Raw genomic sequence first — 26484 nt, forward strand, 5'->3', positions numbered from 1 at the left:
ATTATCGAAGGGAAGGAGGGCTTTCATGACTAGCAAAACCGTCGAGCCCAGCGCGGAGGCGTTCTATGAAATCATAACCGGGATCCGGCGCCATTTGCACCGTTACCCGGAGCTGTCCAACGAAGAGTATGAAACCACGAAATATATTACTGCCCTGCTGGAGCAGGCCGGAGTAACTACCCTGGATTATGGGCTAAAGACCGGCGTTGTCGCGGAGATCGGCGGACTGCAAGAGGGGCCGGTAATCGCCCTGCGTGCCGATATTGATGCCTTGCCGATTCAGGAGGAAACCGGATTACCCTATGCCTCACAACATCCCGGTAAAATGCACGCCTGCGGACATGATTTTCATACCGCGGCACTGATCGGCGCTGCTTATCAGCTTAAACAACGGGAGAAGGAATTGAAGGGAACCGTACGCCTGCTGTTCCAGCCTGCGGAGGAGAAGGCGAAGGGGGCGCAGCAGCTGATAGCCAGCGGGGTGCTGAAAGATGTCCGTGCAGTGATTGGAATGCACAATAAGCCGGATCTGGCGGTCGGAACCATCGGCATTACAAGCGGCCCGTTGATGGCTGCTGCGGATGGTTTTGTGGTTGAGATTAAAGGAGCAGGATCACATGCTGCTGTGCCGGAGGCCGGAGTCGACCCTATCGTGACAGCTTCACATGTGGTGACTGCACTCCAGTCTATCGTCAGCCGCAATGTCAGCGCATTGCACAGTGCAGTGATCAGTGTGACGCAACTTCACAGCGGGAACTCATGGAATATTATCCCGGAGTCAGCAGTGCTGGAAGGTACGATTCGCACCTTCAATGAACAGGTGCGCGGTGAGGTGCTTGAGCGATTCAGCCAGGTGGCGACCGGTGTAGCCGCTGCTTTAGGAGCAGAAGCGGCTGTTCGCTGGATCGAAGGTCCGCCGCCGGTAGTCAATGATGCCGCGCTTGCACGGCTTGGAGAGCAGATGGCAGAGGAGCTCGGCTACACCTCCGTGAAGCCGGTGCCTTCACCGGCTGGCGAAGATTTCGCCTTTTATCAGCGGGTGGTTCCCGGATTGTTCGTCTTTATGGGCACCGCCGGAAGCCGGGAGTGGCATCATCCTTCCTTCAATCTCGATGAACGTGCACTGCCGGTAGGCGCCGCATTCTTCAGCAATCTGGCTGTACGTTATTTGGAACAGTTCTCCTCGGAGGGAGGTGCAGTGACATAACGAAATACTCTGTTTATGACGTGATTATCGTCGGGGCGGGTTCAATGGGCATGAGTGCCGGTTATCATCTCGCCCGGCGGGGGATCAAGACATTGCTGATCGATGCCTTCGATCCGCCGCATACGGAAGGAAGCCATCACGGAGAGCCGCGGTTGATCAGGCATGCCTACAGCGGTGACCCCACCTATACTGACTTGGCCCTGCGTGCCCATGTGCTGTGGAAAGAAGCGGAGCAGCAAAGCGGAACCGAACTGCTTGTGCCTTCGGGAGTCCTGAATCTGGCAGACAGCGCAGTATACTCCTTCCGCGGTCGGCTGGCGGAAGCCGGGAAGCAGAAGGTACGAGTAGAGCAGCTGGATGCACAGGAAATCCGCCGGAGGTGGCCTGCCTTGAACCTCCCGGATTCGTTCGAAGCCATGTATGAGCCGGATGCCGGATATCTCTACAGTGAGAGATGCATCGCCGCTTACCGCGGGCTGGCATTGGCTCATGGTGCAGAGCTGCTGACGAATACAGCAGTACTTCATGTGACTGCGCGCGAAGGAAGTGTCACGGTCCACACGAAGAATGGGGAGATTCATGGAGGGGCGGCCATTCTGAGTGCCGGGGCCTGGTTTGGCGCGCTGTCGCCATTCATCACACTGCCGATTAAGGCGATCCGCAAGGTTGTCGGCTGGTTTCAGAGTGCGCCTGACTTTGACAGCGGAAACTTCCCCGGATTTACATTGGGCACCGAGGAAGGCGGATATTACGGCTTTCCCAGTATTGGCGGAGCCGGCCTGAAGATCGGACGGCATGACACGGGCTTGGAATGGAAGCCGGGTGAGAAGCTGGCTCCTTTCGGCACTGAAGAGAGTGACGAAGGGGATCTCCGCCGTGTGCTGGAGGCGTATATGCCCGGCGCAGCCGGACGGCTGCTGAAGGGGGCGGTCTGCAAATATGAGCATACACCGGATGAGGATTTTATTATCGACCGTCATCCGCTTCATCCGAATGTGCTTCTGGCCAGCGGGTTCTCGGGGCATGGCTTCAAGTTTTCCAGCGTTGTGGGGGAAATCCTGGCTGACTTAGCGGCAGACGGACAAACCCGCCACAATATCCGGCCGTTTTCGTTAGCACGCTTTGAGACACCGGGTCAATCGCAAGCCGGACAACTTTTGGAGGGGATCTAATGGGCAATGTGCAAATCAGGGATTATTTGAATACGCATCAGCAGCTGGTTCAGGCACTGGAGGATTTGACGGAGGAGCAATTAAAATGGAAGGCCGGGCCAGCCAGCTGGAGTGTAACCGAGGTGCTGGCTCATCTGGCCGATCACAGCATAGTGGTTTCATTCCGTATCCGCGATATTCTGGCGGGTACCGAAGTGCAGCTGCCGGTCTTTAATCAGGATGCCTGGGTCAGCGGCCAGTATGCCAACAGCGGGAATGCCGGCGACAGCCTGGAGTTGTTCCGCAGCCTGCTTCACTACAACAGCCTACTCCTCGGACGGCTCAACCCGGAAGACTGGGAGAAAAGCGGCATTAACTTCAAAGGGGAAACGGTCAGGATTACGGACATCGTACGTTTGTTTACCGCACATGTACAGACCCACCTTGGCCAGATCGAACGTATCAAGCAGAGTGCTAGCGCAGCTTCTTATATTCAATAATTAAGAGGAGGAATGGATATGACCAAGCCAAGACAACTGAAACTGGGGGCGCTGCTGCACGGGGTAGGAGGAAGCACCTCGATGTGGCGTCATCCTGAAGCCCAGCCGGATGCGAGTGTGAACTTTGAGCTATACAAGAAGTGGGTACAAAAGGCCGAGGAAGGCAAGCTGGACCTGATCTTTATAGCGGACGGTTTATATATTAATGAGAAATCCATTCCCCATTTCCTGAACCGGTTCGAGCCATTGACCATTCTCAGCGCCTTGGCTGCCGTCAGCAGCAAAATAGGCCTGGTAGGCACCTTGTCCACCTCCTACAGTGAGCCCTTTACCGTGGCCCGCCAGTTCGGATCTCTGGATGTGATCAGCGGCGGACGGGCAGGCTGGAATGTTGTAACTTCTCCGCTGGAAGGCTCCGCTCTGAATTACAGCAAGAAAGAGCATCCTGACCATGGCAAACGCTACCGCATCGCCGCAGAGTATTTGGAGGTGGCGCGCGGATTATGGGATTCCTGGGAGGATGACGCGTTTGTACGCGATAAGGAGAGCGGCGTCTTTTTTGATCCGGACAAGATGCACACGCTGGATCATCAAGGAGAATTCTTCTCTGTAAAAGGACCGCTGAATATTGCCCGCTCGAAGCAGGGACAGCCGGTTGTATTCCAGGCAGGTTCTTCAGAGGTCGGAAAGAATTACGCCTCGAAAGAGGCCGATGCCATCTTTACCGGACATGACACGCTGGAGGAAGCGCAGGCATTCTACCGGGATGTGAAGGCCCGGATTGCTTCGTTCGGCCGGAATCCCGATGAGGTGCTGATCTTCCCGGGCATTGCGCCTATCATTGGCGATACCCCGGAGGAAGCGGAGCACAAATACCAGGAGGTTGCCGGCCTCGTGACGATTGAGAACGCGCTGAATTATCTGGGCAGATTCTTTGAGCATCATGATTTCTCGCAGTATCCACTGGATGAGCCGTTTCCGGAGCTTGGCGATTTGGGCCGAAACAGCTTCCAGAGCGGAACGGACAAAATAAAGAAAAATGCCAAAGAGCAAGGCTTGACACTGCGCCAGGTCGCTCTGCAATCTGCTACCCCGCGCAGCAGCTTTATTGGCACACCGGAGCAGGTGGCGGATCAAATCCAGCACTGGTTTGAGTCCGGTGGGGCAGACGGCTTTATGATAGCTGCCGCTGTACCGAGCGGCCTGGAGGAATTCGTGGACCGGGTGGTGCCGATTTTGCAGGAACGGGGACTGTTCCGTAACGAATACGAAAGCGATACACTGCGCGGAAATCTCGGTATACCGGTACCGGAGAACCGTTATTCCAAGTCGACGGAGCCCGCAGGACGAATTTGAGGATAAGGTCAGCTGGTTTAACAGGCAGTTTAATCCTGATACCCCTGATTATAGAGATTGAACTTAAAAACTTGAGATAAGGGAAAGGAGCAACGGAGGGGGATTTTGGAACTGGAGGAGTGGTAGCGTCCGCCTTTGTCTTCGGATTTCTACCGTTAATAGCGGTTAAAATCAAGAAATTTGAAGACAACAGCGGCCGGAAGTCCAAATATTCACCGTAGTTGCGACTGATCCTGTACTCTATAACCTTGAGTTCAATCTATATAGTACACAAAAAAGGATACTCTCCCTTGAAAGGGAAGTATCCTTTTTGTGTATTTTAGTTACTTGCTGCTGTCCGTTTTTTTGCTGCGGAGCCGTTCCAGCTCGGCTTCTACTGCACTGTTAACCGGGGAATCTGCTGCTTCAGCAGATAGGTGTGCGGAGGTTTCCGCAAGTGCTTCCCACTCGCTGATTTTGTCTTCCATCCGTTCGAAACCGCGTGATGCTGTACCGGCGTTGATAACATGGCCCCGGGTTCCGGGATAAGCAGGGTGACCGCTGTTCTGAGCCTGCTGTCTCGCCAGTTCCTCCGCTTTACGCGCACGGGCAGCCAGCTCGGTTCTTTTGGCTTTCAGGCGCTCATGCTCTGCTTTGGCACTTTGGATGCTGACTTCCAGGGCAGCCAGAGTCTGCCGGGTTTCTTCCAGACCTGCCGTGCATTCTGCTTCGCTTTCCAGGTAGCGCAGCTTAGCCATTACAGCGGCTCTGGCTGCAGGCTCATTTCCTTCGCTCATTGCTTTGACCGCATCCGCTTCACTGCGTTCCGCAAGGATTTGATATTCGGAGATGCGACGCTCCAGCACATTGGCAGCTGCCTTGAATTCGCGTTGTTTATTTTCAGCGCCTGTAATTTTATCATCGAGTTCCCGCAAATATTGTCCAGTTAGCAGAATCGGATCCTCCAGTTTATTCAGACCTTCGTGAATTGCTGCCTTCGTCAGGGTGGTGATTCTTTGGAATATGCTCATGTTCATTTCTCCTTTAGGTTTGGATGAATTTAATGGTTTCAATGGTTTAATTTAAATTGATTAAAAAGAATGGTAGTCATCCGTGAAGCTGGTAATAGGCTCTTTAGGGACAATGAGGCTGGCCACTATATAAATGAGAGCAACGGTGCCGAAGCTGAAGACGGCAGTGACCGCAACAAGCAGTCTAATAAGTGTGGCGTCAATGTTCAGTGTACGGGCCAATCCTCCGCATAAGCCGGTAAGCTTTTTGTCTCTTTCGGAACGGAATAGTTTTGTCATGGTTGAATCGCGTCCTCTCCATTGGGATTTACCAGAATGAATCTTTTTTTAATATCCGGTGTCTATGTACTTATTGTAAGGCTATATGAAGTTCGGCAAAACGGCCTGAAGACTGTTTTTCAATCCAGACCTGAGGCGGGGAAAGGTTCCGCAGTAAGGCGGGGATGAACAGTACAACGGGGAAAGGAAGGCCTTCTGCCATTTGTAATATGTTGTGCCGGGAGAACGCCTTTCTCTCTTTTAACATAAGAAGTCAACTGCTTTATCCGCATTTAACAATGGGGACCTATACTGTTATTATCTCTATTCCTCCGATAGCTTAAGAGATTGTAAACAGCCGGATCATATGATGAAGATAAGGGAGGACTGGCCCCATGGGTATTCATAAATATTTCCGCTCTCTGAACGAACTGGAACGGATCATCCGCTGTCCGGGGAAATTTAAATTCGAGGAGCACAGTGTAGCGGCCCATTCCTGGAAGGTCGTGCAGTACGCCAAAACCTTGGCAGATATCGAAGAAAAGCATGGTGCAGTTATTGACTGGAAGAAGCTATACGAGATTACGAGCAGCCACGATTACGGTGAAATTTTTATCGGCGATATCAAAACACCGGTCAAACATTCCTCGCTGCAGCTGCGTTCTTTAATCCAGCAGGTCGAGGAAGGCATGGTCCACAATTTCATTGAAGAGCATATTCCCGAGGATTTCAAAAGCATCTTCTTTCATCAATTGCGTGAAGGCAAGGATGAATCGCTGGAGGGGCTGATTCTGGAGGTAGCCGACAAGATGGATCAGGTCTACGAGGCATTCGCCGAACTGCAAAGAGGTAATACGGAAAAGGAGTTTGTGGTTATGTACCGCAATGCTCTGATCAAAATCAAGAACATAGACCTGAAATGCGTGGAATATTTCCTGGCTGAGATTTTGCCGGATATGGTCAATGAGGAAACACTGTCCTCCATCGATATCAAACGGATCACGGAAGAGGCACTGGCTCTGTAGTTTAGGGCCGGGGGCTTTTTTTTTGTATACATAGAAATAAATGAAGAGCGAAACTGGGCAGCAGAGATCAGCTAAACATAGAGTTGGATTGTTTCTTGGCGATCAAATACGCATAAAAGGCCGCTGAACCGTTGAAAGCGATATGCAGTGGGACAGTGAGCGCAATAGACTCTGTTACCTGGGCGATCAGCCCAAAGAACAGCCCGCCGGCAAATGCGAATATCATAAATCTGATGCTCTGGCTGTTCAGCTTATAATATTGTAAATGGGAGACTGCAAAGAGCGCAGCTGTGATTACGACAGCGAAGCTGAGTTCGATTACAGGCGTATGATGAATTTGGCCGAGGCTGTGATGACGGGTGAGAACGGGCAGAGCCAGCCCTCGGAAGGCAATCTCTTCGAGCACGGGATAGATAATCACGAAGTTGAACCGGTCAAACCTGCCTGAGGGAGAATAGCCGGAGGATCTCGAGATGAGGCAATTGACAATCAGAATGATAAGGAATAAAGGCAGCACCGTAGACAGATTCTTCGGGAAGCTGTAGACATAAGTGTTTTTTATTAATAAGCTTGCAATGATAACCATAATTCCCCAATAATAGACAGAGAACCGTAGATGCTGCTTATAGATAAGCCCAATTACTTTTTGAACAATCCTGAACGAAAACGATAATAGAATCGCGATGAACAAAGACCACAGCATTTGCACTTCAGTCCTCCCGGCGGATTACAGCATAGTTAATTTGATTTTCTTGCTTTACGGATTGGATAGATATGACAAATATAACATGAAGAAAGCGTGTGGGTATATGAAAAAACGGGGCTGAAGAGATCAGGTGGCTGCGTTCGGTGTTGAATCTACGGACTTGTCTTCACTGACGATCAATGGAATCGCTGTAAGCGAGAATATCGCGGATGTGCAGTGGGATGTGTACAAGAAGAATCCAAGTTTTGTGGATAAAAGCACTAAAGCAGCTGAATCCCAAAAATGCCCCGGACGATAAGATTGTCTGGTCCATTGTAGAGAGGTATTAAAGTGAATAGATAGGAGATAGAGATGAAAATGGAACGGGATAAGATTAAGTTTAGCTGGGTAGGCAGTCACGCAATGTACCTTGACGATCCAGCGATAATGAATTTTGGTAATATGGCTATCGGCTGTTATGGCGGAAATACTGCAGCAGGTGCGGACAAAAACGAAGACGGCCTCTTTGTATTGCTTGACCCGGACGGAAGCTGGGAGTTCATTATGTTGCTGGATGCCCATAAAACGGCAGAAAGTGCAGAGCTGCTGGTTAGCACCATTGACAGTGTAGCCAGTGAAATTACCGGACATCTATCACAGCCCATATCACACGCTTTTGATACTTTACAGGAGTATCTATTATCCCTCTTTACCTCGGAAGCCTTCATTAACAGATGCAGGGAAGTGACCGGTGAAACGGCATGCCTGCTCTGCGCCCGCAAAGAGAATTACATATGGTGGCTGTCTGTCGGTGACAACTCACTCTACCTGCTTCATCCGGACCTCGCTGCCCGGGGGCAATTCTTATTGAACCAGCGGAATTATTATGAATGGATCGGGTATGCCAACACCTTTGCCCAGCCTGTTCCCTGCTATTCAACTGGAGTCAGAGAACTGAGAGAAGGACATCAAGTGCTCGTCATGACGACTGACGGTCTTCTGGAATATGGGGCACAGTCCTATGCAAATCCGCAAAAGCTGTTTGATGCTTTCTATTCGGCAAGGGATATGAAGGAGTGCATCGGTGCTGCGCTAATGGAGGTACATCAGGAAAAAGGCCGTGACAGTGCAACTGTCATTGCCTGGAGCTTCGATAATAAGAGGACAGCAACGACGCCAAGTGACCAGTGAATACTGTTGGAGACTTGATCCGCAACACCAATGATGTTAAGTAACATTATCTAAGTTGAAAAGAGGGATAAGCGATGAGTAAGGCGGGTGCTTTTGCAGCGGCATTGGATTCCTATTGGCATTATACGCAAATGCCTTGGGGCCGATTATTTTATCAGACGGCTTGGGATCAAATAGACCGGTTCTTAGGTGAGCAAGCACAGGCTATATTGGACATCGGCTGCGGCTTCGGTATTTCCAGTAATGAGTACAGCAGGAAAGGGCATCGGGTAACTGCGGTAGAGCCTGCCCATGAGATGATCGAGCTCGCCAAAAAGGCTGGACCGGAAGTGTCTTATTTGGAGAATTCTTTTGAAGAGGCATCCGGGAGTTTGGGGAAATACGATTGGATCTTTTGCCATAACATTTTTGAATATACGGAGAATCCACAGCCTTTTATCCAGCAGATCAGCAACTGTCAAGCCACAAATGGCTACTTGTCACTGATCGCTCATAATCCGGTGGCGAAGGTAATGAAAAAGGCTATTTTTAATAAAGATCCTGAAGATGCGCTTGCAAGTATAGGCAGCAGCCGGGAGTATAGCGGAATTATTCAAACGGATATCACAGTATATCCTTACTCTCAGTTAGTGGAATGGCTCAACGAAGCGGGTTATGAGATTGAAGGTCATTTTGGAATACATAATCTGTACGGATATATCGCTGATAATGAGCTTAAGCAGACTGAAGAATGGCATAACCAGACTATGCGGCTGGAGCTTGAAATCGGCAATCACAGTCCATACAGGGATATAGCCATATTTACACATATTATCGCTAAGAAAAGCAATTAATTACCGGAGGAGTTAAGCATGAAAAAGGGGAATATCATTTTATTAAATGGAGTTTCAAGCTCCGGCAAGACAACGGTAGCCAAGGCATTATTAAACAAACTGCCGGATTATTTCCATTATAGTCTAGATAGTTTCGACCTTGTCATCGAACAGATGGAGGACCGGGACAATAATCGGCTAATTCCTGTTGCAACAGAGTATTATTTCCACCGGACGATTGCGATGTTCGCGGATACCGGGGTTAATCTTATCGTGGATCATGTGATCCATGACGCCTTTACAAGAGAGGACTGGCAAAAAAGCCTGTCCGGATATCCGGTGATGTCTGTGGGTGTGTTTTGCCCGCTAGATGAGCTTGAGCGCAGGGAAAAGGAAAGAGGAGACCGCAGAATCGGGCAAGCCAAAGAGCAGCTGGAGTTTGTCCATATGGAAGAGGTGTATGACCTGAAGGTCGATACGTTTAGGGATGGTTTGGAAGGTTGTGTGGAGAAAATCCTTCAGCAGATGCAAGCAGAACTAGAATAGTACCTATGGCAAAGCTATTCATGAAACCGTAAATAACACGTAAAGGGCTCAAGCGGATAAGCTTGAGCCCTCTTTGCATGCGGCGGAATTTTGCTCTTCAAAAGATAGGTGCGGGGCGTCGTGCCAACCAATCTTAAGGAGGGGTATCAACGATTTCATTTAAAACAAAAGAAACCTACATGTACTAATAAAATATTCCGATAATGATTTTTGAAGGGTGCATTTACAATTTAATCCTGATATTTCGGTCAGCGGATGGATGGAATGGGAATATAATTTTACCGGGTCGAAGGAGTACAAAATGATAATGAGTTTTCTATTTATTGCTTTAAGCGCTGCAGTTGGAGTGTGGATGTGGTTTTTAGTTATAGGGATAATCTTTTCTATTGGCGGCGGTAGCTTATTCACAGTAACTCACTATGATTCTTTACTTTTTAATACTATCCTTTTTTTATTGTGCATCGTAGTTTATCTGTTTTTTGCACACCACCTCTTACAAAAAAAATTGCAGCTTTTGCTGCTTATTTGTTTTGCTACAACTTTTCTCTCCTTTTTCCTTACGCCTTTGTTCATGGAGTAACACGTTATATCCCAATTTACACCGCTTATGCTACTCTATGAATATTGGACGATAGGAGGGTGAATGCATGAGCGAAGGAGAGCAATTAAACATACAGTATGAGCATGAAATACCCGTTAATGCTTTTGTTTGGTCACCGAACACATTCATGCAGCCCCTGCATTACCATTCCAGTCTAGAGATCGGCTGTTGTATTTCGGGAAAGGGATGGTTTCATTTCGGAGAAAACACGTACCCTGTTCAGGTTGGTGATGTATTCATAGTTAACCATTCGGAGCTGCATATTGCCTGGTCTGATGAAGAGGACCCAAGTACATATATCTTTCTGAATTTCGATCCAGGGTTGTTGCTTACAGAGGACGAGAGGCTCCTGATTCCTTTCTGTTATTCTAACGGACTCTATCAGAACCGGATTCCACACAGCGAACCCCTAGCCATTGAATTAAGACAACTCATCGAACGGGTCCGATCCGAGCTTGTCGATAAACAAGAGGGGTACTCCAGCATGGTAAAAGCAACACTGCTGCATATATGTACCCTCCTGCTTCGGAATCGCTCAATCCCACTGCAACAGAAGGATTGGCAGAAGCTGACACGTACGATCAGGGAGTACCGGAAACTGATGGATTACATTAAGGAACATTACACGGAAGCTTTAACCCTTCAGGAGGTTGCTAAATATCTGGGAGTCAGCCCCTCACGTGCAAGCCACGTATTTCTAGAAGCAACCGGGCGCCATTTCAAGGATTGCCTCCTGCAGGTCCGACTCAACGAGGCGAAGCGTTTACTCGTGAATACCAGCCTGGATGTCACCGAAGTATGCTTCTCAAGTGGGTTTCAAAGTGTATCGACGTTCTACCGTTTATTTGGATCAATCATTGGGCTTTCTCCAATTGAATACCGGCAGCAATATCAAACATTTCGCAATATTTGAGAATTTCCCTATAGTTATTGAGAAGCCTCTCCTCCAAACAGGTTCTATAATGAATATAAAATACAAAGTTTGGGGTGCGGATCATGGCAGGATGGGATAGTTTACAGCGCTTGGTGAAAGAAGAGGTTATTCAGCGCAGAGATGAAGGCTGCAATACAGAGGGCTTTATTGAAAAGATTGAGACGGCAGGCAATGATCGTGAACAATTAATGGCAATATATGAGCAATTGATGAGGCTACCGGTTAGACCCGATTTCCCGTTTGCCGAGCCGTCTGAATTGGATGAAATCCGTAAAGAACGTCCGGAAGGGCCGAGAGTGCTTCATCCGCAACATTCCGAGTCAGTCTGGCGGGACAAATTTTATGGAGCATGGCTTGGACGCAGTGTTGGCTGTGCACTTGGCAAACCCCTTGAGCAGTGGGAATATATGGCCGGCAGCTTCGGCAATCCAGGCTGGAAGAATGTTCAGCTTTGGTTCCAAGGTGCAGACGCATGGCCAATAACGACTTACGTACCTGCCCAATCCCGTGCACAAAAGGAAGTTGGCCTGAACATTGCTAATGTCTCCCCTAAGAGCCTGCGTGAAAACATCCGCTTCATGGAGAGCGACGATGATATCCGGTATACGGTCCTTGGCCTCATTATGCTGGAAGAAAAAGGGCTGGAGTGGGATTCTTGGGATGTGGGTCTGTTATGGCATAGAGTTTTGTCTTATTCTCAGGTATGTACAGCTGAAACGCAGGCGTATTTAAACTTTGCTCAGGTAACCTCACATCTTAACAATTTATTGAAAAATGAAGGGAATGCCCGGAATTCAGACTGGGAAGAACAGAAGGATTGGGTCCGTACCTATCTGAATCCTTATCGCGAATGGATCGGCGCCCAGATCCGGGCAGACGGATTAGCCTATGGCGCAGCCGGCAAACCGGAGCTAGCGGCTGAACTGGCATGGCGTGATGCTTCTTTCTCGCATGTAAAGAACGGCATATATGGAGAAATGTTCGTAGCCGCCATGATTGCTGCTGCATTCTCGGAACGCGATCCTGAGCGGATCGTCGAAATCGGCTTAAGCGAGATTCCTGCTGCCAGCAGATTGGCGAAGGATGTTAGGGAAGCCGTTGCGATTGCACGTAGCACGAAGGATCAAGTGGAGTTGGTTAACCGGATATGGGAAGCCTTCAAGCACTATAATCCGGTTCATACCAACAACAATGCGGCTTTGGTGGCGGCTTCACTGATCTTCGGTCAAGGGGACTTCGAAAAAGCCATTACCACAGCGGTTCTGGGTGGCTGGGATACAGATTGCAACGGGGCCACAGTCGGCTCTATTATGGGCGCTATGTTAGGAGCAGAGGCAATTCCTAGCTCATGGACTGCACCATTAAATGATATCCTGTATGCAGAAATCAATGGGTTCCACCCCATCCCGATTTCTGAATGTGCGGCCCGGAGCTTTGAGGTGTTTAAGAAGCTGAATCCAGATTCCTGTTGCTAATAAAGAATAACATGGAAACCTTAAAGGTCTAGCAACCTTTTAGGTTTCTTTAGTTTGTACAAAGGTATGGCTGCTTGCTGTATTTATGATTACGCATAATATTGGACTAACAAAAGCAGAGTATGATTGAAAATATAATATTTATTGCTCTGAGAAACGGGAGACGTCTATAAAAGAACTCTTCCGTTTCTATTTTTATGTCCGTTTTTGATGTCCGTAAGCTGCAATTTTATTAACGGATGATGAATTTTGTTAGCCCACTGTTAATTATAAGCGAATGGCTTGAAAGGCTCTTACTCCAGGTTGTATGATCAAAATAACAACAGAAAACAAAATGAAAACACATGAAAACAACGTAAATTATTAGGAGGGCAAGTTATGATTAATAGAGTTTATTTAGACCGGGAAAAGACTAAATATAAAGGCAACCTGCATCTTCATACCACTTGGTCGGATGGCAGTTTACCTGCAGTACAAGTAGTAGAAGCTTTTAAAACCAAGGGCTATCATTTCATTTCGATTACCGACCACGATATTTATGCCAGAACGGAAGAATTCAATACGGTTGATTTCGTCACTCTCCCAGGGATGGAACGAGGGGGATTAAACCAGGTTGCAGATAAAAATCCAGGCTACCATTTCGGTGTGTTAAATGATCCTACCGCAGATTCAGAGCTGGAAAGATTCGAACATTTAGAGCAGTTCCCGGTGCCGATTCCATGGGTAGGGGACCACTCGCCCCAACTGCTCATTGACGAAATGCGGGCGCACGGGAATTTGGTTATCTTCAACCATCCGGAATGGCACTTGACCCGATTTGAAGACATGGTTAAATATGATGGATTTTTTGCGATAGAGATTTACAACCATGCTACGGAGTGGTCGACTACAAGCTCTTATGGTGCAGCTTATTGGGATCATGCGCTGCAGAATGGCAAACGAGTTTTCGGTATTGCTGCGGATGATTCTCACGAACATGATCCAAATTGGAGAATTCCTGAATACGGAGGAGGCTGGGTACATGTGCAATCGACAGCGCTGAACCCAGTGGATCTTGTGAAAAGCCTGAAACAAGGTGAATTTTATTCCAGCAGCGGTCCGGAAATTTACGATCTGCGAGTGGTGGACGGTAAACTCATGATCGAGTGCTCTCCCTGTAAATTTATTATGTTTAAATCTTTCCCCCAAAGAGGAGCTTTTTTAGGGGATTTTGAGAGCGGTGAGCTATTGACCCAAGCGTCCATGGAGGTCGATAAGGATATGCAATATATTCGCGTGGAATGTATTGACTTCTCAGGGAAGGTGGCATGGTCCAACCCTGTATTTGTATCCGATTTGCTGCAGGGAGGAGAATAGCTATGAAGTCAAAAATCTATTTAGATGAAAGTAAGCGCAAATTCAAAGGGAATCTCCATACCCATTCAACTCGCAGCGATGGTCAATATGCTCCTGAGGTTGTAATCGAAGCTTATAAGAATAAGGGTTATGACTTCATGTGTTTAAGCGATCATGAAATTTATTTCAAATCCGATAGCTATGACGACGACAAATTCATCATGCTGGATGGTTATGAAATGGCATGTGAAATGAGCAGGAAAGAAACGGGCCAGCAATACCATATACACGGGCTTTTCGATAAATCGCTAGGCTCAGAATATGGATTCCAGCACGACGAAGAACATGCGAAGCCGGAATATAAAAGCTTGGATACGATCCAGGCCCTGATAGAAGAGATGAGGCATAAAGGGAATTTAATTATTATGAATCATCCGGAATGGTCCAGAAACCGCGCTGAGGATTTGCTGAAGCTAGAGAACTATTTTGCGGTAGAAATTTATAATCACCAGTCCGAAATCGACGAAGCTGTCGGGTACGGCGTTCGCCATTGGGATTATTTACTGAAGAACGGGCGTAAAGTGTTCGGCGTGGCTGCCGATGATGCCCATGGTGGGCGTATAGACGAGGTAATATCGGAATTTTTCGGTGGATGGATTTCGGTCGATGCGGACAAGCTGGAGCAGCAAACGTTGATCACGGCGCTAAAGAGCGGACAGTTCTACTCTTCACAGGGGCCGGAAATTTTGGATCTGCGGGTAGAGAATGGCTTCTTGCAAATCAAATGCTCACCGGTAAAATTCATTAAGTTTATTACACATCCCAGTAATGGGCGTGCGTTATATAACAAAGATGCTTCTCCCATTACCAGTGGCGAGTTCAAGGTAGAGGGTACAGAGCAGTATATTCGCGTGGAATGCATTGATTTCGAAGGGAATATTGCATGGTCAAATCCAATTTTTCCGGATGAACTGCAATAGGGGCAGAGATGAACGGTTCTGATATGCAATTTCGTAAAGACATGAAGAGGTTAGTCATCCCCTCCGTACTTCAAATGCTACTCGGGAATTCATTTTCTTTGATCAATACATTAATGGTCGGAGGATTAGGGGATACGGCGATTGCCATAACGGCTGCTGTGGGTCAAATCAGCTTTATTCTTGGAATGCTTCTTGCAGCGATTTATGGTATTTCAGCTTACATTACACAATTTTATGGAGTAAAAGACTTTGTGAAAGTTAAAAAAGCATTTGCTCTTATGCTGATCTCAAGCATCCTCCTTTCATTAGTTGTATTTATTCTAGTTTCTATGTTTAAAGCGCCGTTAATCTCACTTTTTATCCAGGATGAATCGGCAATCGCATATGGCGTTCAATATTTATCTGTGATCGTATTCGTTTTCTTAATTAATTCTATCAAAGATGTTTTTAGCAACGCATTGGGTTCGATAGGTAAGGTGAAGCTGACTCTGATTGTTGGGATTATGGCTATGTTCGTCAATATTTTACTGGACTATGCGCTTATTTACGGGAAGCTTGGTTTTCCTGTGTACGGTATTGTTGGAGCAGCCTGGTCAACCTTAATCTCCTCTATGCTCAGCGCGGTTATTCTATTAGGTTACGTCTATTGGAACAAATATTATTTCAATGTCACGCTGAAAGAAATTCTTTCTATCCGCTGGGATTTCACCCGAAAAATATACATAACCACACTGCCGCTCTTGTTCCATGAAGGGATGTGGTCGGTTGGCAATATGTTATATGCGGTAGCCTTTGGTCATTTAGGAGTGGCAGCTCTAGCAACTTACCAATTAGCGCTCACATTTAACCGATATTTCATGATGGGAATTTTCGGATTTGCCTACGCAGCCAGAGTCATGATTGGCGAGAAGTTAAGTCAAGTCGAATCGGGTGAATACCTTATCTATGCCCGTAAATTCACGCGGATTGCCCTCTATTCGGGTATAGTCGTTGGAGCTCTTATACTGCTGCTAAATCCGTACATTGTACATCTATTCCCCAACATTAGCATTGAGGTGCGAACCTCCTTCCGGCATGTGATGGTCATTCAAGCTGTAGTGATGATCATGTTCTTCTTAAATAACCTGTGGATTGTCGGCATGTTCAGAGCGGGCGGCGATAATCTGTACACAATGAAGCTAGTTTTAGTCACGACCTGGCTTATTGCTCTTCCGTTAGTGTTTGTTGGGGTGTATGTCTTTCACCTGCCCGTCGAGATCGTGTATATGCTGTTCGTATTCGAGGAAGTTGCGAAGGCAGGTTTTGGCTATTTCAGATACAGATCAAATAAATGGGCAAGAAATCTTGTTCGAAATATGTAGGAGGTACTACGATGGGAGACCACTATTTATTATTAACACCGGGACCGTTATCCACAACACCTTCCGTCAAAGCAGTGATGCTGAAGGATTGGTGTACCTGGGACGACAGTTATAAACATATCGTTCAGTTGATTCGGAGCAAGCTGCTTCATATAGGCAGAGCATCGGAAGCCCGTTATACGTCAGTGTTAATGCAAGGAAGTGGAACCTTCGGAATCGAAGCAACCATTGGAACGGTTATTCCCCAGGATGGCAAACTCCTTATTCTGGCTAATGGAGCGTATGGCAAACGGATTGAACAAATTGCAGGGATACTCGGAATTGGTTACCGAACTTTAGAATTCGCCCCGAGCCAAATTATTGATGTAGAGCAAGTGGATACCTTGATGAAGCGAGATCCAGCGATAACCCATGTTGCGTTCGTACATTGTGAGACAACGACAGGCATTCTTAATCCGCTCGAACAGCTGGTACAGACGATTAAGGGACACGGGAAAATAGCTATTGTTGATGCCATGAGCAGCTTTGGAGGGATACCGGTAGAAGTTGAGGAGTGGGGCATTGATTACTTAGTCAGCAGCTCGAATAAATGTATTCAAGGCGTACCTGGCTTCAGCTTTGTTCTCTGTAACAAGGATGAATTGGCAAAGTGTAAGCACAATGCAAGGTCATTATCATTAGATCTGTATGATCAATGGCAAGTGATGGAGCAGGAGGAGGGGAAGTGGCGGTTCACCTCTCCGACGCATGTGGTACGGGCCTTCTCTCAGGCCTTGCTTGAATTAGAGGCAGAAGGCGGAGTCGAGCGGCGTTATGTCAGATATCTTGAGAATCAACAAATATTAGTTCATTTAATGGAAAGTGCGGGATTTAAAACATACCTTCCCGAAGCGCTGCAGTCGCCGATTATCACTACGTTCAGGTATCCGGACTTTGAGCATTTCAGCTTTGAGTCTATGTATCTCTTTCTGAAAGAGCGAGGGTATGTAATCTATCCAGGTAAATTAAGCGACGTACAAGTATTCCGGATCGGTTCAATTGGCGATGTGCATCTAGAAGATATGGTGGGTTTGTGTGCGGCAATATTGTCCTATGCGACAAACAATGGGGAATGAATGGAGAGCGATTCGTTTATGAAAGTACAAGGATTAATATTGGACTGGGCCGGAACGACGGTCGATTATGGATGTATGGCTCCCGTGCATGTGTTCTTCGATATCTTCCGGATGATTGGGATCGAACCGACGATGGAAGAAGTCAGAGCTCCAATGGGGTGCCTAAAATGGGATCATATCAAGATGATGTTGGAAATGCCGCGGATACGCAGCCAATTTGAAGAAAAGATGGGGCGTCCATTCACCGACAGCGATGTGGATCAGCTGCATGATGCTTTTGAACCGAAGCTGCTTGAAATCTTACATCGATTTGCTGAACCTATTGAGTATGTTGTCGATACCGTGCAGCAGCTCAGAAAGTCAGGGTTACGAATTGGCGGGACGACAGGATATAACGACACCATGATGCAAATTGTCGCAAGCAGGGCAGAGATGAACGGTTACGCACCAGATTATTGGCTGACTCCTGATTCTGTCCATGGCAGAGGGCGCCCGTATCCTTATATGATCTACGCGAATATGATTCATCTGGATATGGGTATGCCTTCTCAAATCGTAAAAGTAGGGGATACGAAGTCGGACATGCAAGAGGCAAGAAATGCCGGAGTATGGGCGGTTGGCATCGTTAAAGGCAGCTCCATATTAGGTTTGACGCAGGAGGAAGTGAATGAGATGGAGCCGGCTGCTTTGAAGCTTCTAGTTGAAGCGGCTAAGCAGCAGTTTATCGAGTATGGAGCGCATGATGTTATTGAGGATATGTCTCAGCTGCCTGGTCTCATTGAAACGATTAACAGCCGTTTGCTGGGAGGGGACAGCCCGCATGGATATTAAGCCTTATCAGAGAAGTGAAGGAGACATTAATCTATCGGCAGAACGCGGGCAATGGCAAGAAACGAATTTAAGCAGCCACACTAGAGAAGTTCTAGAAGAAGACAGCCGCTACTTTCTGCATCAATCGATGTCGACGCCTTGTTTGAACGTAATTACAAATGCCGAAGGCATCTATTTAGAAGATCTGGATGGCCGCAAATATATGGATTTTCACGGTAACAGCGTGCATCAGGTTGGGCATAAGAACAGTTATGTTATTGATGCGGTCAAGAAGCAATTGGACGAGCTGCCTTTTCTGCCGCGGCGTTATACGAGTCCGGTTGCAGTTCAATTAGCACGCAAGCTCGTGGAGCTGGCCCCTGGTGATCTGAATAAGGTGTTATTCACACCTGGGGGTACAAGTGCCATTGGAATCGCGATGAAGCTTGTTCGTAAAGCGACGGGAAACTTCAAGACAATTTCTACTTGGGACTCTTTCCACGGGGCAAGCCTAGATGCGATTTCTGTAGGAGGAGAAGGTGTATTCCGAAACCATATGGGACCCTTGCTGCCGGGAACAGAGCATATGATGCCTTATAATTCCTATCGCAGCTTCTATGGGGATTCCGATCCTGACGGCTCGAAAACCCTTGATTATCTGGAATACATGTTGAAGCGGGAGGCAGATGTCGGGGCAGTCATTATGGAGCCGGTACGCAGCACAGATGTGCAGATTCCGCCGAAAGCGTATTTCCAAAGATTACGTCAAATATGCGATCAATCCGGTGTTCTGCTTGTGCTGGATGAAATTCCAACAGCCCTCGGGAGAACCGGCAAAATGTTCGTTCATGAGCATTACGATATTGTTCCGGATATTGTGGTTATTGGCAAAGGGCTTGGGGGCGGATTATTTCCAATGGCGGGCATCATTGCACGTGAAGGCTTGGATGTGGCTCATGATATATCCCTCGGGCATTATACCCATGAGAAGAGCTCAGTAGGTTGTGCCGCTGCTTTGGCGACAATCGAATATATTGAACAGCATGGATTGCTCGAACATGCGGAGCGAATGGGAGTTTATCTGGAGCGGGAGCTGATGGCCATGATGAATAGACATGAAGTCATTGGGGATGTCCGGGTGATTGGAATGCTCGCTGCGATTGAGCTGGTTACCGATCGCCAAACGAAGAAAGAGGCGGTAGAAGCGGCAGAAAAGGTCATGTACCGCTGTATGGAGATGGGACTGAGCTTTAAGGTTTCTAATGGCAATGTGTTAACCTTGGTGCCGCCCCTAATTACAACTCAAGAGCAGCTGCAGCATGCCCTCCAGTGTATTGAAACGGCTATCTCCCAAGTGTTTCCACGGTAAACAACATGAAAACATAATAAAACAACATGAAAACATATATTTAACGTGGAATTAATCCTCTTATTACACTCTAATCTTATACTAATATTGTACTAGATTATAAAAAATGGGATGAGGGGAATTGGAGATGCGGACCAAATTATTCATGCTATTTGTAGTATTGCTAGGATTGACCGTCGTATTGGGAGCATGTAGTGCGAAGAATAATACGGGGAAAGAAGCAGCTTCTGCGGCAGATGTTCAGAATAAATCTAATGCACCGAAGGATGCCAAGACGAAAGAAATTATTAAAATCAGTGTAGGTGAGGACGATTACGGTGCCCGGATGTCAAACTATACAGCTGCTTTTAAAGCCTTGAATGAAGAGTTGACGGCACAAGGCAAAAATGTAGAAGTAGTTGCCGACATTTTGCCGGCTGTTGGTGATGATGAACTTGTTCTACAAGCCCAAGCCGGCCAATACCGTGATATTTCTATGAATTCAAGCCTGGATATTGGCTGGGAACTGGATGCAGGACTTATTCAACCCATTGATTGGCTGAAGGAGTCGGAGGTATTCAAAACTCTCCCACAAAATCTATGGGATATCATGGAATACCAAGGGCATGTATACGGTGCAATTCAGGATATGGACGCTTCCCCTCTGTATATAAACAAAACAGCTTTGAAAACACTGGGTTGGTCTGATGCGGATATTGAAGGACTTCCGGATCGAGTGCTAAAAGGGGATTGGACGATGGATGATATGCTGAACGTTGCTGCTGAAGCTGTTAAGAAAAAGGTGACGAAGTACGGCTTGGTGAGTGATGGGCTCGACAACATCAGTGTTCAGGACATCAACAACCAAATGATGGGCTTTGAGCCTTACGATCAGGAACAAAGTAAAGTGATTTTCGATAAAAAGGGCATTACAGATACTTATAGTTTTTGGGAGAAAGGGATTAAGAGTGGTGCCATTACAAAGGACTTTGCTGCATTGGAAGATGTGGGCTTCGGATATTATGTTAACGGTGATGTCATGTTTTTCATTGGAGGTACCGGATCATACAATAGTATGAAGGAAGCTTATGGGAAAACGGACAAGGAATTCGAGGATTGGTTTTATGCAAACAGTACCTTTACTCTAATTCCGGCTGGAAGTAAGGGCGGGGAGCCGGGTTCACTGGCCAATCCGCGTCTGTATTATGTCAGCTCCAAGGTAGATGAGCAGAAAATGCCTTATGTTCAACGAATCATTGAATTGGCAATGGCTCCAAATTTACAAATGGACCACACCATAGCCTCAGGCAAACTGCCGGTAACAAAATCGGGACAAGAAGATCCACGGTTTAGTGATTTAAGATTTTTACATGACGTAGCGTACATGCTGGATTATACCAAGGTACGTCCGCCGCATCTTGCCTACCCTGATTATTTGAAGCAGCAAATTAAAGGTCTTGAAGCAATCATGGTTAATGGTGCATCGGCAGCAGAAGCCTATAAGTTATTCGAAGAAAACTATAAGCAAAATGTGGATCAGGACCAAGTCATTTTCAGATAGCCTGCAGCAACACTTTTGATAATAGAAGAAACAACGGCTTGCATAGTGCAGGATTGTAAAGTCCTCCTATGGCAAGCCGTACATATGAGAGAGGAAGGGGCCAATGAATTTAGCCAGATTGAAGAAAAAATCTTACCCCTATCTGTTTTTGGCGCCGTTTGCGATCCTAACTTTATTATTCTTTGTCATTCCTGCATTTGCGACTATATGGATGTCCACAACAAATCTAGATCGTAAGATGAAGGCGGATTTCATCGGGCTGGGGAATTTCCGGAAAATCCTTGCAGACATTAATTTATTGCCGATCATTAAGATAACCCTGATTTATGTATTTTTCTCCTTAATCCTTACCGTCGCTTTCAGCTTGCTCTTGGCGATTTGCACACAGTATCTGGTGAAAAATAAAAGAATAGGTGCCCTTTATCGTGTCATATGGCTCATTCCGAGCACCATGCCTGGCTTAGTCTATGTTGTATTCTGGAAATATATATTCAACCCGACACCAGGAGGATTTGCGAATAAAGTCATCATGTACTTTGGTCTGGAACAACCGGTATCCTGGTTCAATGAAGCAGGACTATTAATTATTATTGTTGCCGGAGTCATCTCAGGTGCCTCAGGGGGCATGATTCTGTTCTCGGCTTCGATCAATTCAATTCCCGAAGATGTATATAAAGCAGCAAGGGTAGATGGGGCCAAAGACCGTTCTATTATTAAGGACATCATTCTTCCCGCATTAAAATGGCCGATTATGTACGTTACGGTGACTTCGACGATCGGATTATTTGCAAGCTACAATTTTATTTTGCTTGCTACGGGAGGCGGCCCCGTGTTTGATACCACAACGTTGGCTCTCTATGGTTATCAGCAGGCCTTTAATCGGTTGGAGTATGGATATGGCGCTGCTATATCGGTCATAGTGGTCATTATTTCACTTCTGCTAACCCTGTTGTTATTTCGGATATTTGATTTCAATAAACTGATTCGTCCTCCCCGGATAGAAGACTAACCATACTAGATAAGAGTGGTGAAACCCTGTGAGCTTATGGAAATTCAGCAAACGGAATATGATTCATTTCTTCATGGTCCTGTTAATGCTGCCTATCATTTTTATGATCATTTGGTTATTTGTATCGTCGGTATACAACTATAATTCAGGGAGATTGTCTTGGGAGAATTGGCAGTTTTTAAGGAGATCTTTTGTTCTTGAAGGAATAAGTTTTCCGATGATTTGGCCGATTGTGATGAATACGGTTGTGTTTGGGCTGCTCATCACGGTGATAGACCTTCTGGTCGCTGTTCCAGCCGCGTATGCCTTTTCCAGGTTGAATTTTGTTGGCAAAGGATTTGCTTTGAAATTTCTGTTTATTATGGGGTCCTTTCCCGGGATTACATTATTGATTACAAGCTTTTTTATAATGATGTACTTAGGGCTGCTCAACACCGTATTTGCAGTTGTTGTGCTGTCGGCAGCAGGAATGATTCCTTGGCATGTGTATATTCTGAAGGGATTTTTTGATGAGGTCTCCTGGGACTTGGAATTCTCCGGCATGATTGACGGGTGCAGCCGTTTCAAATGTCTTTATCAGATTATTCTGCCGAATATGCTGTCGGGCATTTCAGCGATCGCCATCTATGCTTTTATGGGGGCTTACGGGGAATGGCTGCTAATCAAGCTGTTTATTTTCGATAACACCAAATTGACGCTTGCCGGTTACCTGGCCAAACTGATTTTTACAGATGATGATAAGGTTACAAATATTGGGCTAATTACAGCTATTGGACTCTTCTATACCATTCCAATCGGCATATTTTATCTATTCACCCAACGGACGATGATGAAGGTGACCATAGGAGGTTCCAAAGGCGTATGATAAAACTAGAGGGAATATCGAAGAAATTTGGCGATTCAACAGCGCTGGAGAATGTCAGCTTGGATATTAAGCGGGGTGAGTTTGTCGCGCTTCTAGGGCCATCCGGCTGCGGTAAATCAACCACGTTAATGATCCTGGCCGGACTTCTGCAGCCTACGAGCGGAAAGGTATATTTTGACGGGAAGATCGTAAATCATGTGGAGCCTAAGGACAGGGATATCGGGATGGTATTTCAAAGTTACGCGCTCTATCCGCATATGACTGTCCTTGATAATATTGCATTTCCATTAAAGCAGCGGAAAGTGAAGAAAAAAGAACGTCATCAAAAAGCCCAAGAGATTGCTGCAATGCTGCAAATTGATCAATTGACAGACCGGATGCCAAGCCAGCTCTCAGGCGGACAGCAACAACGGGTAGCGATGGCCCGGGCACTTGCTAAAGACCCCTTGTTCCTGCTGCTGGACGAACCTATGTCAAATCTGGATGCCCGCTTAAAGGTTGATGTCCGCGACGAAATCCGGCGCCTGCAGCTGAAACTGGGAATTACAACAATTATTGTGACCCATGATCAGGAAGAAGCGATGGCAGTGGCTGATAAAATCGCGATCCTGCAAAATGGGAAAATTCAGCAGTACGGTACACCGGACGAGTTATTTATGAAACCTGTTAATTTGTTTGTCGCACACTTTATGGGGAATCCGCCAATGAACATCCTGAAATGTGATTTGCTCCGCAACGGAAATGAACGTATATTACGTGGAGACGGCTTTGACTATAAGCTTTTATCGACTAAAAAATTGAACGCTGAATTTAAAGGAACCAGGGTAGCCCTAGGGGCAAGGCCTCATCATCTTCAGATTTCCAAAGTACAGCTGGAGAATAGTATTCCGGCAAAGGTCGTGCTGGTCGAACAGCTTGGGCGGGAGAAATTGATCAAGGTCATGTTGGGCGATAATGAAAACACGACGAATTTTATTCGTATTTTAAGCCCTTCGGATCTGAATGTGTCGTATAATGAACGTATTTATCTTACACTAGACTCTGAGGCTATTCATATTTTCGATGAAGAAACCGGCAAGGTCATCACCTAATACGCAGGATGGATTTTGAAACTATGTTAAGGGAGGGAGCAAGTTGTCGCTTGCTGGGGAGGATAGAAAGATCAGTATTATGAATCTGCTTAATGAGAAGGGCAAAGTGATTGCCAGAGAGCTTTCTTTGCTCTTTGAAGTTTCAACGGAAACGATACGAAGAGATCTCGATGAGCTGGAAAAAGAAAATAAATTGAAAAAAATATATGGCGGTGCGGTTAAGTTCAAGGTGGGAATGGAGCCTCCGCTATATGAAAGAGAATTATTAAACGCTGAGGCTAAGAGCAAGATCGGGCTTCTCGCTGCGGAGTTAATTGATCACAACGATGTGATTATAATAGATGAAGGAAGTACGGCTCTGCAAATTATTCATTTTTTAGAGGGCAAGCATAATGTAACGATATTGACCAACTCTATACCAGCGATGATGTTACTGATTGAAAATAAAAAACGCGGGGCCTTCGACGGTAAAATTATTTTGATAGGCGGAGAAGTCAACGTAAAACACTTGCGGGTATCCGGTCCGATTGCTGAGAAAATTATGGAGGATTTCTATGTCAATAAATCCTTTATTTCTGTGGATGGTGTTTCCTTGGAGTATGGGATAACAAGCTATGACTACGAGCAGGCGGTACTGACCAGGGAATTAATTCGTTGTTCAGAGACGGTGATTGTAGTTGCAGATGAGTCGAAAATCGCTAAACGAACATTAGCCAAAATTGTTGATTTTCATGAGGTGCATGTTATCGTTTCCGATCAAGCGCCTCCAAATGGTTGGATTCCGAAGCTTAAGGATAGCGACGTCAGATGGATACATCCTTAGGGCTGAAAATCATAAGTTTTTAATGAATGAAACCTTAAATTACGATCTGTAAAAGATTGTGGTTTGAGGTCACTTTTTTTGCCTTTCTAGAGCATGTCTTCAAACTGGAAGAGCTCTGGGGAAGCAGGGATTTAGTATTGAAAGTAGGGGACCTAAAAGCCCGCAGCGGGTTCGTTCGCTCGAGGGACGGACTCAGGAGGCGCTATGGAGAGTAAAACACCTGTTTATTCTCTTTTGCGGACCCAGGCGACCTTATCTGCTCTGCATTCTATCTAAAAACGGCCAGTAGGGAGAAATAACTGCGCTGGAGTCCGTTGTCCTCCTGTAACAGGCTAAAAGCCCCAATTAAGTGCAACTCGGTCCGTTCGTGCTCAGAGCCAGGAATACACTTTCCGGACGCACACACGTCTTCTGAAAAAGAACGAAGTCTTAGAAACACCGAGACGTAAGCCTCCACCGAAAAAACTGCCTAGTGGCGAAACGCCTTTCTCCGCGTGTGATCAGAAAGTGCTACTGTACCCATGATTCCTTAGGGCATACAGCAGCAGGTTTTGGCGGGGAAGCGGTTTGAAGACACGCTCTAATCTATCACGAGAAATCCACCTTTAATTTCTTCTTCATCTTACCTATAATTACATAAAGAGGGTTATGGTGTGAGTTTCAACGAAAGGAGTTTAATATGAAAAAGGATTGGAAAGCGGTTCAGATCATCATAGTAATCTTAATAGTAACAGATGGATTTAAAAATTTTTATAATTTAACAAGTGAAACCTCAGCAATCGGGTTCAACACTTCATTAACAACCTCTTTCTACTACTTCCCATCTATTCTGCTATCAGTGTGTTTAATCTTTTTTATTGCTTTATTTTTTATTACAAAAAGAAATAGGTTTTACAAATTGTTAAGTTGGTCTATTCTTTTGTACGGCATAGATACAATTATTTTCACTCTGGTGACATTATCACCTTCAATCAGTGATTACTGGTACATTATGATCATGGGATTATTGTTGGGATTCATCGAATTTACTATCGGCAAAAAAATGCTCAAAAACTGATTGCAAATATGGCAAGTGGAGGTATACCAAGCACTGACGCTAATGATTTCATTTGCGACGCTGATTGTGTTGATCCTTCATTCCACAAAAAGAAATAGACCGCCCCGACGAAGGATAACGGTCTATCTCTGGCGCATTCCGTAAGCCGCCGCTCTTAATGCGGATTGTACACGGGAGTCGTGTTGACGCACGGCTCCTTTTATATTCTTATCTTATCACACCAAAGAGTATACCTAAAACCCCTGTTATAATAGCCCGTACCTATTTCTCCCGTACAGGCACTTCTAGGCATCTACCCACATACAATAAAAGGACCATGAACCCGTAGTTCTCATTGCTGATCGGTTTCATTGTACATGTGCGGGAGGTGTCGCCAAG

General features: G+C 46.3%; 26 protein-coding genes. 23 read left to right on the forward strand and 3 right to left on the reverse strand.

The window, feature by feature from the left end; genetic code table 11:
• Nucleotides 1-25: 25 nt before the first annotated feature.
• From H70357_RS07250 to H70357_RS07265, 4 genes are read left to right on the forward strand one after another with little or no spacing between them, the layout of a single operon-like run.
• The gene (locus H70357_RS07250; RefSeq protein WP_038587376.1) at nt 26-1207 is read left to right on the forward strand and encodes an amidohydrolase; all 1182 of its coding nucleotides are present in this window, start codon (nt 26-28) and stop codon (nt 1205-1207) included.
• On the forward strand, nt 1204-2379 hold the full coding sequence (solA, locus tag H70357_RS07255; RefSeq protein ID WP_081965716.1) for an N-methyl-L-tryptophan oxidase: 1176 nt from the start codon (nt 1204-1206) through the stop codon (nt 2377-2379). Before H70357_RS07250 ends, solA begins: the two co-directional genes overlap by 4 nt.
• Complete coding sequence (locus tag H70357_RS07260) at nt 2379-2858, forward strand: DinB family protein (RefSeq protein ID WP_038587377.1); 480 nt, start codon at nt 2379-2381, stop codon at nt 2856-2858. Before solA ends, H70357_RS07260 begins: the two co-directional genes overlap by 1 nt.
• Nucleotides 2859-2876: 18 nt before the next feature.
• The gene (locus H70357_RS07265) at nt 2877-4214 is read left to right on the forward strand and encodes an LLM class flavin-dependent oxidoreductase (RefSeq protein WP_038587378.1); all 1338 of its coding nucleotides are present in this window, start codon (nt 2877-2879) and stop codon (nt 4212-4214) included.
• A gap of 323 nt (nt 4215-4537) precedes the next feature.
• Here the strand turns inward: H70357_RS07265 and H70357_RS07270 are convergent, their stop codons facing one another.
• Together H70357_RS07270 and H70357_RS07275 are read right to left on the reverse strand one after the other, a co-directional pair.
• Nucleotides 4538-5224 (reverse strand): PspA/IM30 family protein, encoded by a 687-nt coding sequence (locus H70357_RS07270; protein WP_038587379.1) that lies wholly within the window; start codon nt 5222-5224, stop codon nt 4538-4540.
• Nucleotides 5225-5284: 60 nt separating this feature from the next.
• Nucleotides 5285-5503: a PspC domain-containing protein gene (locus tag H70357_RS07275; protein ID WP_038587380.1), complete on the reverse strand. Its 219-nt coding sequence runs from the start codon at nt 5501-5503 to the stop codon at nt 5285-5287.
• Nucleotides 5504-5877: 374 nt separating this feature from the next.
• Between H70357_RS07275 and H70357_RS07280 the strand changes: the two genes are divergently transcribed.
• Nucleotides 5878-6507, forward strand: coding sequence for a YfbR-like 5'-deoxynucleotidase (locus tag H70357_RS07280; RefSeq protein ID WP_038587382.1), 630 nt, complete (start codon nt 5878-5880; stop codon nt 6505-6507).
• 67 nt (nt 6508-6574) lie between these two features.
• On the opposite strand, the gene H70357_RS07285 is transcribed toward H70357_RS07280, so the two are convergent.
• Nucleotides 6575-7210 (reverse strand): CPBP family intramembrane glutamic endopeptidase, encoded by a 636-nt coding sequence (locus tag H70357_RS07285; protein ID WP_052091873.1) that lies wholly within the window; start codon nt 7208-7210, stop codon nt 6575-6577.
• Between the two features lie 133 nt (nt 7211-7343).
• Here H70357_RS07285 and H70357_RS35730 point away from each other — a divergent pair, with 133 nt between their 5' ends.
• The 18 genes from H70357_RS35730 to H70357_RS37035 all read left to right on the forward strand — a co-directional run bounded on the left by H70357_RS35730 (nt 7344) and on the right by H70357_RS37035 (nt 26250).
• A complete protein-coding gene (locus H70357_RS35730; RefSeq protein ID WP_156130826.1) occupies nt 7344-7511 on the forward strand; it encodes a hypothetical protein in 168 nt (55 codons plus the stop codon).
• 53 nt (nt 7512-7564) lie between these two features.
• Nucleotides 7565-8383 (forward strand): PP2C family serine/threonine-protein phosphatase, encoded by an 819-nt coding sequence (locus H70357_RS07290; RefSeq protein WP_038587384.1) that lies wholly within the window; start codon nt 7565-7567, stop codon nt 8381-8383.
• Nucleotides 8384-8457: 74 nt separating this feature from the next.
• On the forward strand, nt 8458-9216 hold the full coding sequence (locus tag H70357_RS07295) for a class I SAM-dependent methyltransferase (RefSeq protein WP_038587386.1): 759 nt from the start codon (nt 8458-8460) through the stop codon (nt 9214-9216).
• 18 nt (nt 9217-9234) lie between these two features.
• Nucleotides 9235-9741 carry a chloramphenicol phosphotransferase CPT family protein gene (locus tag H70357_RS07300; RefSeq protein ID WP_038587388.1) on the forward strand — a complete coding sequence of 169 codons (507 nt, stop codon included), beginning with the start codon at nt 9235-9237 and terminating at the stop codon, nt 9739-9741.
• 647 nt (nt 9742-10388) lie between these two features.
• Nucleotides 10389-11255, forward strand: coding sequence for an AraC family transcriptional regulator (locus H70357_RS07310; protein WP_038587392.1), 867 nt, complete (start codon nt 10389-10391; stop codon nt 11253-11255).
• Between the two features lie 83 nt (nt 11256-11338).
• Nucleotides 11339-12751: an ADP-ribosylglycohydrolase family protein gene (locus H70357_RS07315; protein ID WP_038587394.1), complete on the forward strand. Its 1413-nt coding sequence runs from the start codon at nt 11339-11341 to the stop codon at nt 12749-12751.
• Between the two features lie 378 nt (nt 12752-13129).
• Nucleotides 13130-14107, forward strand: a complete 978-nt coding sequence (locus tag H70357_RS07320) for a PHP domain-containing protein (protein WP_038587396.1) — start codon at nt 13130-13132, stop codon at nt 14105-14107.
• Between the two features lie 2 nt (nt 14108-14109).
• A complete protein-coding gene (locus H70357_RS07325) occupies nt 14110-15066 on the forward strand; it encodes a PHP domain-containing protein (protein WP_038587398.1) in 957 nt (318 codons plus the stop codon).
• Nucleotides 15067-15074: 8 nt separating this feature from the next.
• Complete coding sequence (locus H70357_RS07330) at nt 15075-16427, forward strand: MATE family efflux transporter (protein WP_038587400.1); 1353 nt, start codon at nt 15075-15077, stop codon at nt 16425-16427.
• 11 nt (nt 16428-16438) lie between these two features.
• The gene (phnW, locus tag H70357_RS07335) at nt 16439-17542 is read left to right on the forward strand and encodes a 2-aminoethylphosphonate--pyruvate transaminase (protein WP_038587402.1); all 1104 of its coding nucleotides are present in this window, start codon (nt 16439-16441) and stop codon (nt 17540-17542) included.
• Between the two features lie 18 nt (nt 17543-17560).
• Nucleotides 17561-18373 (forward strand): phosphonoacetaldehyde hydrolase, encoded by an 813-nt coding sequence (phnX, locus tag H70357_RS07340; protein ID WP_038587404.1) that lies wholly within the window; start codon nt 17561-17563, stop codon nt 18371-18373.
• On the forward strand, nt 18363-19721 hold the full coding sequence (locus H70357_RS07345; protein WP_038587406.1) for an aspartate aminotransferase family protein: 1359 nt from the start codon (nt 18363-18365) through the stop codon (nt 19719-19721). The genes phnX and H70357_RS07345 overlap by 11 nt, the downstream gene beginning before the upstream one ends.
• A 127-nt stretch (nt 19722-19848) precedes the next feature.
• Nucleotides 19849-21261 (forward strand): type 2 periplasmic-binding domain-containing protein, encoded by a 1413-nt coding sequence (locus H70357_RS07350; protein ID WP_038587408.1) that lies wholly within the window; start codon nt 19849-19851, stop codon nt 21259-21261.
• Between the two features lie 103 nt (nt 21262-21364).
• Nucleotides 21365-22270 carry a carbohydrate ABC transporter permease gene (locus tag H70357_RS07355; RefSeq protein ID WP_038587410.1) on the forward strand — a complete coding sequence of 302 codons (906 nt, stop codon included), beginning with the start codon at nt 21365-21367 and terminating at the stop codon, nt 22268-22270.
• A gap of 217 nt (nt 22271-22487) precedes the next feature.
• The gene (locus tag H70357_RS07360) at nt 22488-23135 is read left to right on the forward strand and encodes a carbohydrate ABC transporter permease (protein ID WP_156130827.1); all 648 of its coding nucleotides are present in this window, start codon (nt 22488-22490) and stop codon (nt 23133-23135) included.
• Nucleotides 23132-24226, forward strand: coding sequence for an ABC transporter ATP-binding protein (locus tag H70357_RS07365; protein WP_038587414.1), 1095 nt, complete (start codon nt 23132-23134; stop codon nt 24224-24226). The genes H70357_RS07360 and H70357_RS07365 overlap by 4 nt, the downstream gene beginning before the upstream one ends.
• 43 nt (nt 24227-24269) lie before the next feature.
• Nucleotides 24270-25049: a DeoR/GlpR family DNA-binding transcription regulator gene (locus H70357_RS07370; protein ID WP_038587416.1), complete on the forward strand. Its 780-nt coding sequence runs from the start codon at nt 24270-24272 to the stop codon at nt 25047-25049.
• A gap of 1072 nt (nt 25050-26121) precedes the next feature.
• Nucleotides 26122-26250 carry a putative holin-like toxin gene (locus tag H70357_RS37035; protein ID WP_442950457.1) on the forward strand — a complete coding sequence of 43 codons (129 nt, stop codon included), beginning with the start codon at nt 26122-26124 and terminating at the stop codon, nt 26248-26250.
• Nucleotides 26251-26484: the final 234 nt, after the last annotated feature.

Origin of the sequence: Paenibacillus sp. FSL H7-0357 (assembly GCF_000758525.1) — a bacterium.
In the GTDB taxonomy this organism is placed as follows: domain Bacteria; phylum Bacillota; class Bacilli; order Paenibacillales; family Paenibacillaceae; genus Paenibacillus_AQ.

What these genes read in the sequence shown, in the direction of transcription:
- H70357_RS07250 (WP_038587376.1), top strand. Translation starts at nt 26, where the DNA reads ATGACTAGCAAAACCGTCGAGCCCAGCGCGGAGGCGTTCTATGAAATC.
- H70357_RS07260 (WP_038587377.1), top strand. Translation starts at nt 2,379, where the DNA reads ATGGGCAATGTGCAAATCAGGGATTATTTGAATACGCATCAGCAGCTG.
- H70357_RS07265 (WP_038587378.1), top strand. Translation starts at nt 2,877, where the DNA reads ATGACCAAGCCAAGACAACTGAAACTGGGGGCGCTGCTGCACGGGGTA.
- H70357_RS07270 (WP_038587379.1), bottom strand. Translation starts at nt 5,224, where the DNA reads ATGAGCATATTCCAAAGAATCACCACCCTGACGAAGGCAGCAATTCAC.
- H70357_RS07275 (WP_038587380.1), bottom strand. Translation starts at nt 5,503, where the DNA reads ATGACAAAACTATTCCGTTCCGAAAGAGACAAAAAGCTTACCGGCTTA.
- H70357_RS07280 (WP_038587382.1), top strand. Translation starts at nt 5,878, where the DNA reads ATGGGTATTCATAAATATTTCCGCTCTCTGAACGAACTGGAACGGATC.
- H70357_RS07285 (WP_052091873.1), bottom strand. Translation starts at nt 7,210, where the DNA reads ATGCTGTGGTCTTTGTTCATCGCGATTCTATTATCGTTTTCGTTCAGG.
- H70357_RS07290 (WP_038587384.1), top strand. Translation starts at nt 7,565, where the DNA reads ATGAAAATGGAACGGGATAAGATTAAGTTTAGCTGGGTAGGCAGTCAC.
- H70357_RS07295 (WP_038587386.1), top strand. Translation starts at nt 8,458, where the DNA reads ATGAGTAAGGCGGGTGCTTTTGCAGCGGCATTGGATTCCTATTGGCAT.
- H70357_RS07300 (WP_038587388.1), top strand. Translation starts at nt 9,235, where the DNA reads ATGAAAAAGGGGAATATCATTTTATTAAATGGAGTTTCAAGCTCCGGC.
- H70357_RS07310 (WP_038587392.1), top strand. Translation starts at nt 10,389, where the DNA reads ATGAGCGAAGGAGAGCAATTAAACATACAGTATGAGCATGAAATACCC.
- H70357_RS07315 (WP_038587394.1), top strand. Translation starts at nt 11,339, where the DNA reads ATGGCAGGATGGGATAGTTTACAGCGCTTGGTGAAAGAAGAGGTTATT.
- H70357_RS07320 (WP_038587396.1), top strand. Translation starts at nt 13,130, where the DNA reads ATGATTAATAGAGTTTATTTAGACCGGGAAAAGACTAAATATAAAGGC.
- H70357_RS07325 (WP_038587398.1), top strand. Translation starts at nt 14,110, where the DNA reads ATGAAGTCAAAAATCTATTTAGATGAAAGTAAGCGCAAATTCAAAGGG.
- H70357_RS07330 (WP_038587400.1), top strand. Translation starts at nt 15,075, where the DNA reads ATGAACGGTTCTGATATGCAATTTCGTAAAGACATGAAGAGGTTAGTC.
- phnW (WP_038587402.1), top strand. Translation starts at nt 16,439, where the DNA reads ATGGGAGACCACTATTTATTATTAACACCGGGACCGTTATCCACAACA.
- phnX (WP_038587404.1), top strand. Translation starts at nt 17,561, where the DNA reads ATGAAAGTACAAGGATTAATATTGGACTGGGCCGGAACGACGGTCGAT.
- H70357_RS07345 (WP_038587406.1), top strand. Translation starts at nt 18,363, where the DNA reads ATGGATATTAAGCCTTATCAGAGAAGTGAAGGAGACATTAATCTATCG.
- H70357_RS07350 (WP_038587408.1), top strand. Translation starts at nt 19,849, where the DNA reads ATGCGGACCAAATTATTCATGCTATTTGTAGTATTGCTAGGATTGACC.
- H70357_RS07355 (WP_038587410.1), top strand. Translation starts at nt 21,365, where the DNA reads ATGAATTTAGCCAGATTGAAGAAAAAATCTTACCCCTATCTGTTTTTG.
- H70357_RS07360 (WP_156130827.1), top strand. Translation starts at nt 22,488, where the DNA reads ATGATTTGGCCGATTGTGATGAATACGGTTGTGTTTGGGCTGCTCATC.
- H70357_RS07365 (WP_038587414.1), top strand. Translation starts at nt 23,132, where the DNA reads ATGATAAAACTAGAGGGAATATCGAAGAAATTTGGCGATTCAACAGCG.